The 17,796-nt window shown below is 60.9% G+C and carries 16 protein-coding genes and 1 pseudogene; 9 read left to right on the forward strand and 8 right to left on the reverse strand.

Annotated elements, in window-relative coordinates; translation table 11 throughout:
• Positions 1–61 precede the first annotated feature (61 nt).
• Entirely contained in the window at positions 62–1,201 is a 1,140-nt protein-coding gene (locus B0G77_RS17550) for an IS630 family transposase (protein WP_133660551.1), read from the forward strand.
• Positions 1,202–1,516: 315 nt separating this feature from the next.
• Here the strand turns inward: B0G77_RS17550 and B0G77_RS17555 are convergent.
• Both B0G77_RS17555 and B0G77_RS44290 read right to left on the reverse strand, forming a co-directional pair.
• Positions 1,517–2,652 (reverse strand): IS3 family transposase gene (locus B0G77_RS17555; RefSeq protein ID WP_133663247.1). Its coding sequence is split into 2 segments (ribosomal slippage): positions 1,517–2,397 and positions 2,397–2,652, totalling 1,137 coding nucleotides; the frame shifts between segments, so codons are not numbered across the junction.
• Between the two features lie 356 nt (positions 2,653–3,008).
• Positions 3,009–3,146, reverse strand: a complete 138-nt coding sequence (locus B0G77_RS44290; protein ID WP_243751037.1) for a hypothetical protein — start codon at positions 3,144–3,146, stop codon at positions 3,009–3,011.
• 76 nt (positions 3,147–3,222) lie between these two features.
• Between B0G77_RS44290 and B0G77_RS17565 the strand changes: the two genes are divergently transcribed.
• The 4 genes from B0G77_RS17565 (at position 3,223) to B0G77_RS43255 (ending at position 7,517) form a co-directional block, all read left to right on the forward strand.
• Positions 3,223–4,041, forward strand: coding sequence for a LuxR C-terminal-related transcriptional regulator (locus B0G77_RS17565; RefSeq protein WP_133663248.1), 819 nt, complete (start codon positions 3,223–3,225; stop codon positions 4,039–4,041).
• Positions 4,042–4,245: 204 nt separating this feature from the next.
• Complete coding sequence (locus B0G77_RS17570) at positions 4,246–5,604, forward strand: MFS transporter (protein WP_133663249.1); 1,359 nt, start codon at positions 4,246–4,248, stop codon at positions 5,602–5,604.
• A 10-nt stretch (positions 5,605–5,614) separates the two neighbouring features.
• Complete coding sequence (locus tag B0G77_RS17575) at positions 5,615–7,315, forward strand: FAD-dependent oxidoreductase (RefSeq protein WP_133663250.1); 1,701 nt, start codon at positions 5,615–5,617, stop codon at positions 7,313–7,315.
• 28 nt (positions 7,316–7,343) lie between these two features.
• On the forward strand, positions 7,344–7,517 hold the full coding sequence (locus B0G77_RS43255) for a hypothetical protein (protein ID WP_166656173.1): 174 nt from the start codon (positions 7,344–7,346) through the stop codon (positions 7,515–7,517).
• A 53-nt stretch (positions 7,518–7,570) separates the two neighbouring features.
• Here the strand turns inward: B0G77_RS43255 and B0G77_RS17580 are convergent, their stop codons facing one another.
• Positions 7,571–7,939: a hypothetical protein gene (locus B0G77_RS17580; protein WP_133664192.1), complete on the reverse strand. Its 369-nt coding sequence runs from the start codon at positions 7,937–7,939 to the stop codon at positions 7,571–7,573.
• Between the two features lie 661 nt (positions 7,940–8,600).
• Positions 8,601–8,975 carry a hypothetical protein gene (locus tag B0G77_RS44295; protein ID WP_133663251.1) on the reverse strand — a complete coding sequence of 125 codons (375 nt, stop codon included), beginning with the start codon at positions 8,973–8,975 and terminating at the stop codon, positions 8,601–8,603.
• Between the two features lie 429 nt (positions 8,976–9,404).
• Here B0G77_RS44295 and B0G77_RS17595 point away from each other — a divergent pair, with 429 nt between their 5' ends.
• Entirely contained in the window at positions 9,405–9,881 is a 477-nt protein-coding gene (locus tag B0G77_RS17595; protein ID WP_133663252.1) for a YqhA family protein, read from the forward strand.
• Positions 9,882–9,961: 80 nt separating this feature from the next.
• Here B0G77_RS17595 and B0G77_RS17600 read toward each other — a convergent pair whose 3' ends face one another.
• From B0G77_RS17600 to B0G77_RS17610, 3 genes and pseudogenes are all read right to left on the reverse strand, one after another.
• Positions 9,962–10,207, reverse strand: coding sequence for a hypothetical protein (locus B0G77_RS17600; protein WP_133663253.1), 246 nt, complete (start codon positions 10,205–10,207; stop codon positions 9,962–9,964).
• Between the two features lie 136 nt (positions 10,208–10,343).
• On the reverse strand, positions 10,344–11,672 hold the full coding sequence (locus B0G77_RS17605; RefSeq protein WP_133663254.1) for an LLM class flavin-dependent oxidoreductase: 1,329 nt from the start codon (positions 11,670–11,672) through the stop codon (positions 10,344–10,346).
• Positions 11,673–11,743: 71 nt separating this feature from the next.
• Positions 11,744–12,284, reverse strand: a pseudogene (locus tag B0G77_RS17610) (SDR family NAD(P)-dependent oxidoreductase).
• Between the two features lie 357 nt (positions 12,285–12,641).
• Between B0G77_RS17610 and tkt the strand changes: the two are divergent.
• Positions 12,642–14,762 (forward strand): transketolase, encoded by a 2,121-nt coding sequence (tkt, locus tag B0G77_RS17615; protein WP_133663255.1) that lies wholly within the window; start codon positions 12,642–12,644, stop codon positions 14,760–14,762.
• 66 nt (positions 14,763–14,828) lie between these two features.
• On the opposite strand, the gene B0G77_RS17620 is transcribed toward tkt, so the two are convergent.
• Complete coding sequence (locus B0G77_RS17620; RefSeq protein WP_133663256.1) at positions 14,829–15,908, reverse strand: glycosyltransferase; 1,080 nt, start codon at positions 15,906–15,908, stop codon at positions 14,829–14,831.
• A gap of 261 nt (positions 15,909–16,169) precedes the next feature.
• On the opposite strand from B0G77_RS17620, the gene B0G77_RS17625 reads away from it, so the two are divergent.
• On the forward strand, positions 16,170–17,240 hold the full coding sequence (locus B0G77_RS17625) for a DMT family transporter (protein ID WP_133664193.1): 1,071 nt from the start codon (positions 16,170–16,172) through the stop codon (positions 17,238–17,240).
• 39 nt (positions 17,241–17,279) lie between these two features.
• Positions 17,280–17,774, forward strand: coding sequence for an LEA type 2 family protein (locus B0G77_RS17630; RefSeq protein WP_133663257.1), 495 nt, complete (start codon positions 17,280–17,282; stop codon positions 17,772–17,774).
• Positions 17,775–17,796 lie beyond the last annotated feature (22 nt).

Here is a 17,796-nt window from a genome sequence, read left to right on the forward strand (position 1 = left end):
TACAGTTACTAAATAAGCGATAATAGCCTCGTTTCGTTCGCAACTCTTGACGGAGGTGACGATGGCGAGGAAGTCCAAACGTGCGGCGCTGGTGCTTACACCGGAGCAGACGACGACGCTCAAGGAACTTGCTGGATCGAGGACAGCGCCCGCGCGCGAAGTCGAACGGGCGAAGGTGCTGTTGGGCTACGCCGCGGGCACTTCGATCACGGAGCTGCAACGCCAGCTCGGGTTCAGTCGTCCGATGATCTATCGCAGCGTTGACAAGGCGCTGGCAGCAGGTGTGCAAGCGGGTTTGAAAGACAGGTACCACCGGCCGCATGAACCCGAGATCAGCGATGAAGCCAAAGCCTGGGTGGTGAGCATCGCGTGCACCAAGCCCAAGGATCAGGGCCTGGCGGCCGAGTTGTGGAGCATCTCCGCACTGGCGCGGTTTGTATCTGAAGGAGCCGAGGCCGCTGGATTCGCTCGCCTGGCCAACGCTGGCAAGAGCACCGTGTGGCGCATCCTCAACGAGAACGAGATCAAGCCCCACAAGATTCGCTACTACCTGGAAAAACGGGACCCGGAGTTTGACCGCAAGATGCAGGAAGTCCTGATGGTCTACCGGGATGTCTCGATCTACCGGGAGGGCGCCGTTCATGATGCGCGACCCAACCCCATCTATACCGTCAGCGTCGACGAGAAGCCGGGTATTCAGGCGATCGGATTGACCGCGCCGGATCTGCCCCCGGTACCGGGCAAGGCATCAACCGTCGGGCGCGACTACGAGTATGTGCGTCGGGGCACGGTATCGATTCTCGCCGGAATCGACTTGCACTCGGGTCACATCTTCGCCAACGTCGAGGACCGCCACCGCAGTGTGGAGTTCATCGCGCTGCTCAAGCGCCTGGACGAGTACTATCCGAGCGAGGCCATCATCCGCGTGGTGCTGGACAACCATTCGGCCCACATCTCCAGGCAGACCATGGCCTATCTCGCCTCGCGCCCCGGGCGCTTCGAGTACGTTCACACACCCAAGCATGGCTCCTGGCTTAATCTGGTCGAATGCACCTTCTCCAAAATGGCCCGCACTTTCCTTCGCCACATCCGGGTCAAATCGATCGATGAACTGAAGGAGCGCATTCTGAGGGGCATCGAGGAATTCAATGCCTCACCGGTTGTCTTCCGCTGGAAAAAGGTCGACCTCGGCGTGGCTTAATATCTAACGACTTTGATGCAACGATCTACTAGTAGCTATAGACTCGATACTATCGGACGGTCACGAACGGTGACTGCCTTCTAAAACAACTCGATCCCGGGGCAGTCGCATGAGCTATGAATCGCAAATCCATCCACCTTCGCGGCGCGTCCCGCCATCCTTTACGTCATTGCACCGTCGCTTCTGCCTTTGCAGTGTTCAGGGTAAGGCTACACAAACTTCACCATATCCTCGATGACCTTCTTGGCGTCACCAGAGGTGGCCTCGTTCGTTCGGACAGGATCAGCGAGTTTTTAAGTGGAATTGCTGAGGCAATCAAGCTGCCGATTTTATCGCTGGCAGCGTGGCGAAGTATGCTTCATCCGGTGTCTGATCGGCCAGCCTGGAATGAGGCCGGTTCTGGTTATACCAGTTCAGGTAATTGCCGATTGAGCGGCGGGCGTGGCTGACCGAGTCGTAGGCTTTCAGATAGACCTCTTCATATTTGACGCTTCGCCACACCCGTTCGACGAACACGTTGTCACGCCAGGCGCCCTTTCCATCCATGGACAGAAGAACGTTCCGGCTGAGCACCGCGTCGGTGAATTCGGTTGCGGTGAACTGGCTGCCTTGATCCGTGTTGACGATCTCAGGCAGGCCGTATTTCGCAAACACTTCCTCCAGCGCCTCGACGGCATGGCAGCTCTCCAGCGTGATCGCCACCCGGTGTGCTAGCACCCGACGGCTCGCCCAGTCCACTACGGCCGTCAGATATACGAAGCCGCGCGCCATCGGGATATAGCTCGTATCGAGCGCCCAGACCTGATTGGCCCGGTCGATCTTGCGGTGGCGCAGCAGGTACGGCCAGATCCTGTGGGCTGCATGCTTGCGGCTCGTGTTTGGCTTGCGATACAACGCCTCGACGCCCATGCGCTTCATCAAGGTGCTGACGTGTCTGCGCCCGACCTTGATGCCTTCGCGACGCAGCAGCCTTGCCAGCATTCGTGCCCCTGCAAATGGATGCTCGAGATGAAGCTCGTCAATCCGGCGCATCAATTTCAGATCCGCTTCGCTGACCCCACGCGATTGGTAATAGGCACTCGAGCGGCTGATGCCTACCAGCCGGGCCTGCTGTGTCACCGGTAGAGCGTGATCACGATCGATCATCGCTTTACGCCCAGCAGTCCCGCCTTGCTGAGCGCGCTTTCTAAAAAATCATTCTCCAACGTCAATTGCCCGATCTTCGCGTGCAGCACCTTCACGTCGACTGGCGGCGCCGACGGCGCCGCGCCGCCCACTTCGAACACATCGGTAACCCGCTCCTGCAGTTGCTTCTTCCAGTCCGTGATCTGGTTCGGATGGACATCAAATTGCTGGGCCAGTTCTGCCAGCGTCTTGTCGCCCTTGAGCGCCGCCAGGGCCACCTTTGCCTTGAACGCCGGTGAGTGGGTCCGTCGGTTTCGTTTCGTCATCTTCTGGTTCCTTGTTGCCGGCCATTATGGCCGACTCACCCCCCAGCTTTTCCACTCAACGAACTGTCTGAATTCTCGAAGCCACTTCTATGATGCACCCAGCCTCCCGCCTCCTCTGCCCGGCAACGTGGGGGCGCTGCAAACCGCCGCCTTTAGCAGGCTCGAAGCACGTTGATGATACGGCTCGCGAGCAACGGTTTCGTATTGCGTCCATATTCAGCCATATGCGCAGAGGTCGCATGCACCTTCAATGCTTCGGGGCTTTCCCAGCGTTCGATTACCGCAAACGTGTCATTGCCGAGCGGTGTCGGAATCGTCCCGAAGTCCGATACGTCGACAACCGCCTCGTAGCTGATTCATCCCTTCTCCGCCAGCACTGCTGGGCGGTTCTTCCTGAACAGTGCCAGCATGGCGTCGCGTTGACCGGGCGCTTCGCGCAAGCCGAGCGACACGTTCCATGCAGCGCTATCGGCACGTTGTTCATCCGGAATCACCCGTTTTGACCGCCCGATCGCCGGGTGCTATGCTGAAAAATCCTTGAATTCATGGGCTTCTGGCGAAAATTCGATCATGCGGTATTGGCGTCTGGACCGCCCCGGACTCACGGGGCAACTCGATCTCTCACGCGTGACGGGCCTCGTCGCGTCGATCGGGCACACCGACGTCAATGCGCTCGCGGCCGAGATACTGAAGACGCTGGAAACGGTGGCCTCGATTTCACAGTGCACCGTATTCGCATACGAGTTCGGAAATCGTCCGCGAACCGTGTCGGTCGCGGATCATCGCGGCGGGCGCTTTTTGCGCGATGTCGCAGACACGTATGCGCGTCTCTTCTACACGCTCGACGGCAACCAGAAGATTGTCTCTGAAAGCCGTCCCACAGCACACGGCTCAGCGCTCGTCCTGCATCAGCAGACGAGTGAGGATATTCACCACGAGGGATATCGTCTCGCGTGCTATTCGCAGCCGAACGTTTCGGACCGCCTCTCCTTGCTCGTGCAACCGGCCGACAGTATCTGGCTGTCGATCAATCTTTACCGCGACAGCAGCGCAGGCAGTTTCCAGCCCGCTGAAATCGGCTTGATTGAAGCGCTCGCGCCGCTGATCAGTCACGCAGCCAGGCACCACTACGCGCTTTCAGGCCGGAATCAGCCTGGCATCCCACAGATGATGCTCGCCACGCTACGTGGTCTCTGTCCCGCGCTATCCAAGCGCGAACTGGACGTTTTGCGTGGCGTCCTCGAAGGATGTACGGCCGCAGAAATCGCCGATACGATGGGCATCAGGCCTTCCAGTGTCGTCACCTACCAGAAGCGCGCCTATCAACGCCTCGGTATCTCCAGTCAACGCCAGCTATTCGCGCTTTGCCTCTCCCCGGGCAACGCATAAGCATTCTTCCGACGAAACCATTCCGCTTTTCAATGCACTCCCCCGCGAGCGTCGCGCCTCCTCTGTACCCAAATTGAGGACAGCGCCCCGTGTTCGTCGCTCCATACTGCGCGCAATGCCCTGGCCCGTTGCTGACGGGAGCATGCAGTCGTACCGCGCCTGTCGCGCCGTGGGCACAAAAAACCAATTCTGGAGACAAACCGAATGGACCCAACACTCCGGGCCGCATCAGGCCCCATCGATGGCACGCTGCCGTCGGCCAGCGCCCTGTCGATGCAGCACGAACCCGTCGTCAGCAAGGTCTCGAAGCGCCTGCTGTGGTTCCTCTTTCTGCTGTTCTTCTTCTCGTTTCTCGACCGGATCAACATCGGTTTCGCCGGCCTGACGATGATGAAAGACCTGGGGCTGAGCGGCACCCAGTTCGGCTTCGCGACGACGCTCTTCTACCTCGCCTATATCGCCTTCGGCATCCCGGGGAACATCGTCCTTGCCCGCATCGGCGCACGAAAATGGATCGGCAGCATCATGATTGCCTGGGGTCTCGCCTCCACCGCAACGATGTTCGCGACGAGTCCCGGCACGCTGTATTTTCTTCGCGTTCTCGTCGGCATCACCGAAGCGGGCTTCCTGCCCGGCATGCTGCTGTATCTGACATTGTGGTTTCCCGCGGCTTACCGCGCACGCGCCAATGCGCTGTTCATGATCGCGATGCCCGTCACGGCGGCGATCGGCTCGGCGCTTTCCGGCTTCGTGCTCGGACTGGATGGCACGCTTGGCCTCAAAGGCTGGCAATGGCTGTTTCTGCTCGAAGGATTTCCGTCCGCGCTGCTGGGCTTGATCGTCTACTTCTATCTCGACGATTCGCCGCAGAAAGCATCGTGGCTGACGGCCACAGACAAGGATGTGCTGGCGCGCACGCTCGCCGCCGAACACCGTACCGGTCCGGCGCCACAGGCGAACGAAACAGGCAAAAATCTCATGGCCGAACTGGCGTCGCCGACGGTGCTCAAGTTCGCGCTCGCCTACTTTTGCCTCGTCAACACGCTCGCCATGGTCGCGGTCTGGACGCCGTTGATCGTCAAGAGCTTCAGCGCCGGCGCAAGCAACCGCACGGTCGGCCTGCTCGCGGCGATCCCGCAAATCTGGACGATCGTTGCAATGATCTGGTGGGGCCGCCGTTCCGATCGCCGGCAGGAACGCAAATACCACCTGCTGTTGCCTCTGTTGTTCGCGGCCGCGGGCTGGTTGTGCACGGCATGGTCCACCCATCCGGTCGCGCAGATGCTCGGTGTATGTCTGGCGTCGGCGGGGTCGTACACGGCCATGTCCATCTTCTGGACCACACCCGATCACGCCCTCAGCTTCCGGGCGAGGGCTGTCGGCATCGCGGTGATCAATGCGGTGGGCAATATCAGCTCGGCGCTGAACCCTGTGGTCGTCGGATGGTTAAAGGATGTTACGCATAGTTTTTCGGCAGGCCTGCTGTATTCGGCGGCGTTGCTCGTGACCGGTGCGCTTGTTGTCGCTGTATTGCCGATCCAGTCGACGCGCAAGCCCGTTTAAGGAAGAGACGATGAGCGTTGAATTCAAGCCCTATCCATTTTCGGCAAAGCATTACGCCGCGCGCATGCCTGAACTCGATAACGGAACCGATGCTAAACGTCGGGCCGTCACGATCGTCGGCGGGGGCCCGGTCGGACTCGCCGTTGCGCTCGGCCTTGCGAACCACGGCATCGCTTCCGTGCTGATCGAGGCCGACGACTCCGTCTGCTACGGCAGCCGCGCGATCTGCATCTCGCGACGCAGCCTCGAGATCATCGAGCGCCTTGGCGCACTCGACGGATTTCTGAAAAAAGGCCTGCCGTGGACAGGCGGACGCAGTTTCTATCGCGACGCCGAAGTGCTGCATTTCACCATGCCACAGGACCAGAACCAGAAGCTGCCGCCGATGGTGAACCTGGCCCAGTATCACATCGAGCAGTTTCTGCTGGATGCGGCGGAAAAGAACGCCGACCTGATCGACATCCGCTGGCAGACACGCGTCACCGCTATCGACGCGGGCGCGGACGGCGCAACGCTCAGCCTTGCCACCCCCGAGGGCGACTACCGGCTGGAGTCCGATTGGGTGGTCGCATGTGACGGAGGCCGCAGCACGATCCGCGATGCGCTGGATTTGAAGCTGGAAGGCACGAGTTACGAAGGCCGCTATGTCATCGTCGACATCGAACTCGATAGTAACCGTCCTACCGAACGGCTCGCGTATTTCGATCCAGCGTCAAATCCAGGTTCGACTGTTCTGGTACACAAGCAGCCCGACAACGTCTGGCGCATCGACTACCAACTGCGCGACGGCGAAGACGCCGAACAGGCCGTCAAACCCGAAAACGTCATTCCCCGTGTGCAGAGCCTGCTCGACATGATGGGCGAGCACGGCGCGTGGGCGCCCATCTGGATCACCATCTACAAGGCTAACGCGCTGACCCTGAGGCACTATCGCCACGGTCGGGTGCTATTCGCGGGAGATGCCGCTCACCTGGTACCGATCTTCGGCGTACGTGGCGCCAACTCCGGCATTGACGACGCCGACAACGTTGCCTGGAAACTGGCGTACGTCATCAGGCAATTCGCTTCGGAAGCGCTGCTTGACAGCTACTCGACCGAACGCGTGTTTGCAACGCACGAGAACCTCAGCTATGGCACGAAGAGCACCGAGTTCATGGCGCCGCCGTCCTTCGCGTTCGACCTGATGCGCAAGGCGGTGCTGAGCCTGGCGGTCAATCATCCGCCGCTGCGCTCGCTGATCAACCCGCGCCAGACGTCCGCGATCACCTACAGCGCTTCGAGCCTGAACGTGGCTGACGCGACACCCGATGCGTTCGCTGCGGGTCCCGCGCCCGGCGCGATCCTGCCTGAATGCCCTGTCACGATCATGAGCAAGGGTCATGCGACTGAAGCGCATTTGACCGATGCGCTGCATCCCGGCTTCACCGCGTTCTATTTCAGCGACAACGGCACGATTCCTTCTTCGTTCGAGAATTTCTCCCCCGCAGTCAACGGCAAAGCACTGCCCTTCGCGCTGGTTCCCATCTCCGCACGTCGGAATGACGAGGCGCGCAACGACTATGGCTGGGACCATACAGGTCAGCTTTTCACGCTATATGGCGCGAAGGTCGGCACTGTGTATCTGATCCGCCCGGACGGACACGTGCTTGCGCGATGGCAGTCAGCGACGGTCGCGCAGATTCGGGCGGCCATTGACCATGCACTCTCGTGAACGCATTCGCACGAAACAGGAGAAACCCATGACTGACAGCGAACTTGACGCCGTCTATACGCAACTGTGCAAGACCATGACAGAACTCGGCGAAGCGCACGCGCCACTGTATCTCGCGCGCCTCGCCTTGCTCGCGATCGACAGGATCGGCGACGCAGGGGCGGCCATGCGTCTCATTGCCGACGCACGAGACCACGCGTAATCTGCCCCGGCAGAACGAACCAGGCCCCACGAGGTATTTTTGTTGAATTTTGGCTACCACCGCATGTGTACGTTCCTCTGACCTCGGGACAAAGGTGTCCGCCTCTGGACATCGTTGTACGTCGCGGTGACCTGGTACGTACTGGCCGGCCCACTAATAAAGCAGCGTGGGCCGTCAGCCTTGAACGAGGCAACTTCCTCACCATTGAGCGTGAGCCTGACATCGACACCTGCCAGGTACTTGCCACGAGAACCCTGTGTGAATAGCAGCCCTCTGTCAAAATTTCCAGCCTGAGCGCGCATCGCCTGCTGTTCGTCCTGACCTACACCACCGCACAGGTAGGTGATCTGACCAACCGTGCGCGGTTCAAGATTTGCAGCCCCTGCAACTTGCCATGCCGTTGTTGCAATCGCGGCAATCATCAGCGTGCAAAGACGGGAATGCCAGGCAATCGAGCCGCAGGCGGCGGTGAGTTTCCCGGTTCCGGTGCGTTCAAGATCGAGGAAGTGCATGAGTGTCCTCCTGGAGTCGGCCCCGGAATCAATATAGGTCAAAACCAGAGCAATGGACCTCGATTGCGAATTCCGTCAGGGGTTACATGCGGACATTGAAACAATCAATCCGCGTGTTCACTTTCTGTAACGGGCTCATCAAACAACCGCACGAGTCTGTCAACGGCATGCAACTCCCAGTCTGGCGTCTGCCCCATCTCCTCAAAGACGTTGCCGGCACGATTGATCCAGCAGGTCGGAAGACCGAAATAGCGAGCCCCGGTTGCCTCCCTCACATTCGACGACCTCGAAGCTCGCGCAGTGCATCAGACACCTCCGTGAACGGTTGCCGAAAGCGGCTGACTGGACGATTGTCGATCCGGGCTACCAGTCATAGCCCACAAACAGATATGGCCCGCGATCGTCACGGGCCATATCGGTGGGTAATGCCGCCGGGGTTCCAGGGCAGCCCGCGTCCCTCTGAAGGAATCGCAGCATGATGCAACACCCTGTCCCGGCCTCGTTGCTGGTCGGCGGCAGCATCCAGACGCTGCACGCGGGTGGTCCGGCGCGTTCCACCCGGGAGAGCACTCTAGCCCAGTCGTTCTGCCGCGACGGACTTCGCATGTGCGACGGCCTCTTGTGCGTCAGAGAATGTACCGAGCTGGTCCCAACGCTCCTCGGCTGCGTAAGTCCCCTTCATACCGAGTGCCCTTTGTATGCGCAATTGCGCCACGTACCGTCCGTCCTCCAATGGTCGAGCGGTTGCAATCACCTTGTGCGGGAGACCAGATCTCTGCGGCTGAATCAGCTCAGCAGGACCGCCCGGGACGCCAATGTCGCTCAACTCGTTACGCGCTTTGCAGTCTGGGCAGTAGAAGCACCACCCTTCGTCCTCGCGAATGGATCTGACCTGCCTGCGGGCCAGCACCGCGCGACATTCGACGTTTTCGCAGATATACGGCATAGCGGTCTCCATGGTGGTTTGCGAGAAATCCTAGCATGACCATCAACGACCAACCATCGGCATTGTTGCCGTGCCCATTCTGCGCCCGCGAAGCCCGGATGAAGACCGGCGGCGACCAGTGCGCAGAGAGTCGCGTCAACCGGTCGTGGGCTTCGTCACGGAGCTACTTCCACCGCCGATTCGCTACAGTTATCTGAACGGTGCTAATGAAAATGCAGCGATCAGGATTCCGGGTTGATAATCAAGTCAGGGGTGCCCAAAGGAGCATGCGGCAAGGGGCAGTCCCGGACAACACCCGGCATTTGAGGTGATCCAATATGACTCAGTGAGGTCGTGCAAGCGGCTTATAGAGCGTTCCATGAGGTCGACGATTTTCTACAACTCCCCTCTGTGGAGAATTTCAACCGCCTGCGAAGGGAGGTTCCCCCGATGCTGCGACGTATCCTGGCTTCAAGCCGCTACATCATGCTCGTTCCCGTTATCGGGACGTTTTTGGGTTCTATTGCGCTGATTTTGTATGAGGCGACAGTCTTATCCTCGAACGCCATCGATACAGTCCGGAACGGCGCTGTCTCGACCAAGTCGGCCAAAATATTCGCCGTTGGAATAGTTGAGGCCGTCGATGTATTTCTGATTGCCATCGCTGTCTACATCATCAGTATTGGCCTCTATTCGCTGTTCATCGATGACAAGCTACCGTTACCGAAATGGCTGGAAGTCAATAATCTTGAGGATCTCAAAGGAAATCTGGTTAGCGTCGTTATTGCTGTTCTCTCGGTCCTCTTTCTGCGCGAGGCCGTCGCCTGGGACGGTACCCGTGACATCGCTGCTTTTGGTGGCACGCTAGCCCTCGTGGTTGCCGCCCTCACATTCTTTCTCATGAAAAATAACATGCGGAGGGAATGAGCCCCGCGTCAGAGCCGGCGATGCGGGTGCGTCCGCTCATTCGACTCCCGCCTGTTCGACGCGTCGACTCGCCGGGCTGTTCACTCCGGCGGGATGTCCAACGGAACGACAAACATGCCGGCGGTGTAGTCCATATGGAAATAGCCACAGCGCGCGTAAGCCGCAATGCGCTCGAGCCGCTCAGGCGAATGGCGCACATCTGTGGCGTCTGGCGCCGGATCAGCCGTACCGGAAACTGCGTTGACGTCGCGCGCCGTCCAATGCCTCCTCACGGTGCGAGCGGGATGCCGAAGGCCGTCCAGAATAAGAGCCGTTGCGTTTGTCATGATTCGACCTCCATCAATTTGACGCTGTCCCATCGAATCTAGTCATTCCAAACTGAAATCGCAAACAAGCTTTCGTGGATTGCTTCTGGACGAATGCGTCAAACCCTCATCGCGTAGCGCCGAATGTCGCGAACGCTTACGGCCCGGCATCGAAGAAGCGGTTTGCGGGCCTTGCCAAACCAAGGTTCTGGCGCAATGTCACGCCTTCGTATTCGCGGCGGAAAATGCCACGCTTCTGCAGCTCTGGAACGACCTTATCGACGAAGTCGTCGAGGCCAGCCGGCAAATGCGAAAACATCACATTGAAACCATCCGAGCCCTCTTCCTCCAGCCACTCTTCCATTTGATCGGCGATCGTGACCGCCGTGCCCACCATCTCCAGACCTGAATATCCGCCGACGCGCTGCGCGAGCTGGCGAATCGTCAGACCATCGCGTTGCGCCCATTCGACGATGCGTTGCCGCGCCGTGCGGCTCGCATTGGTTTCAGGTATCTCGGGCAGCAGACCGTCCGGATCGAAGCCGGACACGTCATGCCCCAGAGCAATCGACAGCGAGGCGATGCCGCTCTCGTAGTGCACGAAAGTATCGAGCCGCGCGCGCGTTTCCTGCGCCTCTTCCAGCGTGTCGCCAACCACGACGAACGCGGCCGGAAGCACCTTCAGATGATCGCGGGAGCGGCCGAGCTTTTCCATACGGCTCTTCAGATCGGCATAGAAGCGCTTGCCGTCGGCAAGGTTGCTTTGCGCAGTGAACACCACCTCGGCGGTTTCGGCGGCGATCTGACGGCCGGCTTCCGACGATCCCGCCTGTACGATCACGGGCCAGCCCTGCACCGGCCGTGCGATATTCAGCGGGCCACGCACCGAAAAATGCTCGCTCCTGTAGTTCAGCACATGCAGCTTGCCGCGATCGAAGAACGTACCGGTTTCGGTGTCGCGGATAAACGCGTCGTCGGCCCAACTGTCCCACAGGCCTGTCACGATATCGAAGAATTCGCGCGCGCGCCGGTAGCGCTCGTCGTGCTCGACATGCTCGTCGAGGCCAAAATTGAGCGCGGCATCGGGATTCGCCGTGGTGACCAGATTCCAGCCGGCGCGGCCGCCGCTGATGTGATCGAGCGACGCAAAGCGCCGGGCCACGTGATAGGGCGCGTCGAACGTCGTAGAGGCTGTTGCGATCAGGCCGAGCCGCTCGGTGACCGCGGCGAGTGCGGGCAGCAGCGTAAGCGGCTCGAACGACGTCACCGTATGACTGTGCCTGAGCGCCTCAACCGGCATATTGAGCACCGCAAGGTGATCGGCCATGAAGAAGGCGTCGAAGCGGCCGCGCTCCAGGGTCTGCGCGAAACGCTTCAGATGCGCGAAATTGAAATTGGCGTCGGGATACGCGCCGGGATAGCGCCACGCGCCGGTGTGGATGGTAGTGGGACGCATGAAAGCGCCGAGGCGTAGCTGACGTGACATCTCAATCGATCTCCATCGAGTGACCTGGACGACTGGATACTATCGCCCGCAAGGCGGAACGTACTGGTGAATTAAAACGATTCGTTGAACGGCCGCAGATCGATCTCCTGTGACCATGCGCTGCGCGCCTGCTGGTGAAGATGCCAGTACGCGTCGGCAATATCGGCGGGATGCAGCAGACCATCCTCGCCGCGTTCGGCTACCCGCTGTGGCGTGGACGAGCGTAGACGCTCACCGTCGATGCCACCGTCGATGACCACATGCGCGACATGGATGTTCTGCGGACCGAATTCCCGCGCGAGACTTTGACTGAGCGAGCGTAAGCCAGCCTTAGCTGAAGCGAACGCCGTAAACGGCGGCCGGCCGCGCAGCGACGCGGTTGCACCCGTAAAGAGCAGAGAGCCATGGCCGGTGGCAAGCAGCGGAGGTAGCGCCGCCCGGGCGAACAGGAAACCGCCGAATGTCGAGCCGCTCGCGAGAGCGTGCCGTCACGGCAACGGTCATGCCCTCGCGGGCAAAGCGGCGCGCGAGCGCGGCACCCAGTCCGGCGCTCGCGCCGACGCCGGCAATCCACGCGAGGCGTGTACGACCCGGTTGTTCAGTCATGGACATCTCCATTGCGTGTTGCGACCTGACATTTCGTGCAGCTGCGGTGGGCGCACGCGCCGATCTTCCAAGCGTAGGCGAGCGGCACGCAAGAAGGAAATAACGAATCGTGAAAAGTCATGTGCGTTCTTGCCGAATCAGGCTCCCTTCCGATCAGCGCCACGCCTGGCAATCGTTGACGGTGCAAATCCCGCGTCAAGGAGTTTCATGGAGAAGACGGACCTGCCGTATCGTCCCTGCCGTATCGTCCCTGCCGTATCGTCCCTCCTGTGAGCGAAGCATCGAGTTGCCGGTTGCGTCTCACCTGCGTTGGTCGTCAAATGTCATGGTGCCGGCCAGCCCAACGCCCATAAGGAGAGTGACGTGACTACTTCCGAAACGCAGGAAATCCAGGAACTATGCATTAACAGCATCCGCTTCCTGTCTGCCGATGCCGTCCAGCATGCCAACTCCGGACACCCCGGCATGCCCATGGGCGCCGCTGCCATGGCGTACACGCTGTGGACGAAATTCCTCAGGTTCAATCCGAAAGACCCGGCCTGGTTCGACCGCGATCGCTTCATCCTGTCGGCAGGTCACGGCTCGATGCTCCTGTACAGCCTGTTGCACCTCACCGGCTACGACCTGCCGCTCGATGAACTGAAGCGCTTCCGGCAATGGGGCAGCAAGACGCCCGGTCACCCGGAACGGGGGCATGCGCCCGGTGTGGAAGTCGCAACCGGTCCGCTCGGGCAGGGTTTCGGGAACGCAGTCGGCATGGCAATTGCTGAAGCGTGGCTCGCGGCCCGCTTCAACCGTCCCGGTCACACGATCATCGATCACTACACGTACGGCATTTGCGGCGACGGAGACCTGATGGAAGGCATCAGTCAGGAAGCCGCTTCGCTCGCGGGCCATCTGCAGCTCGGAAAGCTGATTTTTCTCTACGATCACAACCACGTCTCGCTCGCCGGCGGCACAGACCTCACGTTCACCGAAGATGTCGGCAAGCGGTTCGAGTCGTACGGCTGGCATATTCGACATGTCGAACGCGGCAACGACACTGAAGATATCGCCAGCGCCATCGAAGAAGCCCGGCAGCAGGCAAACCGCCCCTCCCTGCTCATTGTGCGGACACGCATCGGATATGGAAGTCCGGCAAAGCAGGACAGCTTCGAAGCCCACGGCAGCCCTCTGGGCGAAGAAGAACTGGTAGCGGCGAAGAAGGCCCTCGGATGGCCGAGCACGGAAAAATTCTTTCTGCCTGAAGACGCAGTCAGATTCTTTCGCGAGGTGGGAGACAAGGGGGCGGAACACCAGGCTACATGGGAAGCAAGGCTGGCCGGCTATCGAACGGCGTTTCCAGCGGAGGCGGCGGAGCTCGACCGGATGATCAGCGGCAAGTTGCCGGACGACTGGCGAGCCGACCTGCCTGCCTGGAGCGCACAGGACAAACCGCTCGCCACCCGTGCCGCGGGTGGGCAGGTCCTGAATGCGCTCGCGAAGCGCATCCCCAATCTGCTGGGTGGCTCGGCGGATCTGAATCCCTCCACCAATACCGCCCTGAAAGGGCAAGGCAACTTCCAGCCGGCCGAGGCTGGTGGTCCAGCGATTCAGGGCGCCGTCGACGGTGTATGGGGATACGCCGGGAGGAATCTGGCGTTCGGCGTGCGCGAGCACGCGATGGGCGCGGCTGTCAACGGACTGGCCGCACACGGCGGCATACTGCCGTTCAGCGCGACCTTCCTCATCTTCTCTGACTACATGAAGCCGTCGATTCGCCTTGGCGCACTGAGCAAGCTGAAGGTGTTCTACGTCTTCACGCACGATAGCGTGGCCGTAGGCGAAGACGGTCCCACGCATGAACCGATCGAACATCTGGCCGGCTTGCGCTCGATGCCCGGGCTCAACGTGCTGCGCCCGGCGGATGCGACGGAAACAGCGCAAGCCTGGGCGGTCGCTATCGAGCATGACGGGCCGACGCTGTTTGCCCTTAGCCGCCAGAATCTTCCCCATCTCGATCGCAGCCGCTCGGTCGACGCGGATGTGAGCAAGGGCGCCTATATCCTTTCCGAGGCTGAGGGCGGCAGGCCGGATGTCATCCTGATCGGCTCGGGTTCCGAAGTCTCCCTGTGCATGAAAGCGCAGGAAAAGCTGGCCAGCTACGGCGTCAGCGCGCGCGTGGTGAGCATGCCGGGCTGGAATCTGTTTGCCGCGCAGGATGATGCCTACCGCGAAAGGATTCTCCCTTCGGCGCTCAAGAAAAGAGTGACGGTCGAGGCCGCTGCGACATTTGGCTGGGCGCGTTGGGCAGGCGACGAGGGAACAGTGATCGGCGTCGATCATTTTGGGGCTTCCGCGCCAGGCGCGGAAATCATGAAGCATTTTGGTCTCACGGCTGAGCACGTGACGGCAGCGGCGCTGGCATTGCTCAACCGGCCCGACGAGGCGAAACAGGAATATGGTGGCGGGACGACCCACGCCGCACCCGCGTCGCCGACCTGAACCTCGTCACTCAGCCGTCGGGGAAGCGGCTGAGTGCGGCTCGTTACCTTGGTCGTTATCTCGTCATCAGCGCGTTGTACGACCCGCCCCAGGTACGCCCGTTGCCGCCGGACCCTGCACTCGTTCGATGCCCACGCGAAACACCGTTGCGTAAACGTCCTTCAACAGGGCGCGAGGCCCAAGCCCTCCGTGATCCAGTCGACGGTACGCGCCGGAAACGAGCAGGCGCATCACTGTTCCTGCACGCCGGACCGTGGACGTGGCTGCGCCATAAAGCCCGGCGCGGCGCTGCAGACGGTCGCCGAGCCTGCGATAGTAGACGGCGGCTCGCGCAGCCCGTTCGCGGATCGGCGCGGGTGCGTCCCGCGAGACGTGGCGCAACTTGTCCGCCCGCCTCGATGCGGCGGTCGCCATTCTCCGGTAGTGCGTCTGGCCCGCCGCTCGCGTCATCCGGACCTTCTGTCCCACGTCGCGATCGGGAGCCACGCCGCAACTCTGGTTGTCGTGCTGACGATAAAGCACGAGCGGATCGTCGATCGCCACGGCGTTGCCCAGCGAGGTCGCGACAAACCACGCCCACGTGTCATGCGACATCGGATAGCCTGGATCGATGGGATGTTCCGGGCGATCGCGCCAGTCGATATAGTCGTAGATCGATCGCCTGACGACGGCCGACATGCCGAACAGCACGTACCAGGGGTTCGTGGTCAACGGCGCATACTTGCCGTGATGGGACCAGTGGCTTGCCGTATCGTCGTCGCGGGGCTTCAGGTCGCCGTCCACGACCTTCACTCCATGAACTACCAGCAGCACGTCCGGATCGGCGAATTCCTGCGCCACGCGCTCGAGTTTGTTGTCCATCCAGACGTCGTCCTGATCGCAGAAGGCGACGCAATCGCCTTCGCAAAGCGATATCGCCCTGAAAAAATTCGCGTGAAACCCGAGGCGTCGTTCGTTGCGATAGACGCGCACGGGAAACGATACGCGGCGCGCAAATTCCAGCGCCACGTCACAGGTCCTGCTGTCCGGACTGTCGTCGGTGATCACCAGTTCGAAGGGAGGCATTGTCTGGCGGGCGATGCTGTCCAGTTGCTCGCGTAGAAAGCGTTCGCCTTTGCAGGTAGCCATCGCGATCGATATTTTCATGATGGGTCCATTTCCTTAGGGTCGGATGGAAATCATGCCGGGAGCGTCGGATGGGCCTCCCTGCCACCGTCACCGTGGCTCACATACCGACTGACGTATCCTCAGACTAGCAGGCAGTCCGCAAACTTGACTTCACGTAAATAAAAAAAATAATTCACGCAAAAAAAATAATTCGCGCAAAAAAAAATGCGGCCACACAGGCGCCAGGGAATGCGGTTTATGCTCCGCACACAGGTACTGCACGACGCGACGCTTCTCCTTATGCCCACCCGCTTTCATGCCGCTTTCACCGCGCTCTTCGCAGCCGCCCTCTTTGGCGCGACCACGCCGCTTGCGAAGCTTCTGCTCGGAGCGCTGTCGCCGTTCATGGTCGCGGGCCTCTTCTATCTCGGCAGCGGCGTCGGCCTCGCGCTGACGATTGCGCTGCGCCGGATGCGCACCGTGAACCGGAGCACCAGCGCGAAACTACGCGCAAGCCGGATTCAATGGCCGGACGTCCTCTGGCTGCTCGGCGCGATTGCCGCCGGCGGCATCGCGGGTCCGGCGTTCCTGATGCTCGGCCTGAGCAGCACGCCAGCCGCCACGGGCTCATTGCTGCTGAATCTCGAAGGCGTCTTCACCGCACTGATCGCATGGGTCGTTTTTCGCGAAAACGTCGATGTGCAGATCTTTCTTGGAATGATCGCAATCGTCGCGGGTGGCGTTGCGTTGTCGTGGCATCCGGGCGCCGCCGCTTTTCCGGCCGGGGCGCTGCTGGTGGCGGCAGCTTGCGTATGTTGGGCCATCGACAACAACCTGACGCGCCGTCTCTCCACGCTCGACGCGATGACCATCGCCTGCCTGAAGGGTCTCGTGGCCGGCCCCGTCAATCTGCTCATCGCGCTCAGGCTCGGGGCCACGCTGCCTCACCTGCCGGCGATCGCCGCCGCCATGCTGACCGGCTTCGCAGGCTACGGCGTGAGCCTCGTCCTGTTTGTCGTCGCGCTGCGCAATCTGGGTACGGCGCGCACGGGCGCGTATTTCTCGGTGGCGCCGCTCTTCGGCGTCACGCTGTCGCTGATCCTGTGGCCCGAGATGCCCTCGCTGCTGTTCTGGATTGCCGCCGGTTTGATGGTGCTGGGCGTCTGGCTACATATCCGCGAGCGCCATGAGCATCCGCATACGCACGAGCCAATGGAACACAACCACCGGCACCGTCACGACGAACATCATCGGCACGAACACGATTTCCCGTGGGACGGACAGGAACCCCATACGCATTCGCATCGGCACGCAAAGATCGTTCATACGCACCTGCACTTTCCGGACATTCATCATCGCCACCGCCACTGACGGCGCAGCGAGGTCCGTTTTTCAGAGAAGGAGCCCTTCGTGGAATCACTTCGTGCGCTGAAGTCTGCCCGACTGCTGCTGATGGCGGCGTTATCACTGGTGATGCTCGCGGGCTGCGCGGGCATGTTCAATCGCGACGAGCTCCGCGTAAACGTAGTCGGCGTCGAACCGCTCGCCAGTCAGGGGCTCGAACTGCGGTTCAACGTGAAGCTCCGGCTACAAAATCCGAACGACTCAACCGTCAACTTCGATGGCGTATCGCTCGAACTCGAAGTCAACAATCAGACACTCGGGAGCGGCGTCAGCAGCCAGAGCGGCAGCGTGCCGCGTTTCGGCGAGACGCTGATCAGCGTCCCGGTGACCGTGCCCGCGTTTTCGGCCGCGCGTCAGGTGATCGCGCTCGCCAACCGGGCGAACGGCGGCGACGTGCCGTTCGTGGTGCACGGCAGGCTCGCCGGCGGCGCGTTCGGCGGCATCCGTTTCTCCGACAAGGGCACGCTGCCCCTGCCGGATTTCGGTGGCATGAGCCAGTAAGCGGCAGTCTGAAATGCCAGAG

It is taken from the genome of Paraburkholderia sp. BL10I2N1, assembly GCF_004361815.1.
In the GTDB taxonomy this organism is placed as follows: domain Bacteria; phylum Pseudomonadota; class Gammaproteobacteria; order Burkholderiales; family Burkholderiaceae; genus Paraburkholderia.

What these genes read in the sequence shown, in the direction of transcription:
- B0G77_RS17600 (WP_133663253.1), bottom strand. Translation starts at nt 10,207, where the DNA reads ATGACAAACGCAACGGCTCTTATTCTGGACGGCCTTCGGCATCCCGCT.
- B0G77_RS17595 (WP_133663252.1), top strand. Translation starts at nt 9,405, where the DNA reads ATGCTGCGACGTATCCTGGCTTCAAGCCGCTACATCATGCTCGTTCCC.
- B0G77_RS17580 (WP_133664192.1), bottom strand. Translation starts at nt 7,939, where the DNA reads ATGATTGCCGCGATTGCAACAACGGCATGGCAAGTTGCAGGGGCTGCA.
- B0G77_RS17625 (WP_133664193.1), top strand. Translation starts at nt 16,170, where the DNA reads ATGCCCACCCGCTTTCATGCCGCTTTCACCGCGCTCTTCGCAGCCGCC.
- B0G77_RS43255 (WP_166656173.1), top strand. Translation starts at nt 7,344, where the DNA reads ATGACTGACAGCGAACTTGACGCCGTCTATACGCAACTGTGCAAGACC.
- B0G77_RS17550 (WP_133660551.1), top strand. Translation starts at nt 62, where the DNA reads ATGGCGAGGAAGTCCAAACGTGCGGCGCTGGTGCTTACACCGGAGCAG.
- B0G77_RS17620 (WP_133663256.1), bottom strand. Translation starts at nt 15,908, where the DNA reads ATGAAAATATCGATCGCGATGGCTACCTGCAAAGGCGAACGCTTTCTA.
- B0G77_RS17565 (WP_133663248.1), top strand. Translation starts at nt 3,223, where the DNA reads ATGCGGTATTGGCGTCTGGACCGCCCCGGACTCACGGGGCAACTCGAT.
- B0G77_RS44295 (WP_133663251.1), bottom strand. Translation starts at nt 8,975, where the DNA reads ATGCCGTATATCTGCGAAAACGTCGAATGTCGCGCGGTGCTGGCCCGC.
- B0G77_RS17570 (WP_133663249.1), top strand. Translation starts at nt 4,246, where the DNA reads ATGGACCCAACACTCCGGGCCGCATCAGGCCCCATCGATGGCACGCTG.
- B0G77_RS17605 (WP_133663254.1), bottom strand. Translation starts at nt 11,672, where the DNA reads ATGTCACGTCAGCTACGCCTCGGCGCTTTCATGCGTCCCACTACCATC.
- B0G77_RS17575 (WP_133663250.1), top strand. Translation starts at nt 5,615, where the DNA reads ATGAGCGTTGAATTCAAGCCCTATCCATTTTCGGCAAAGCATTACGCC.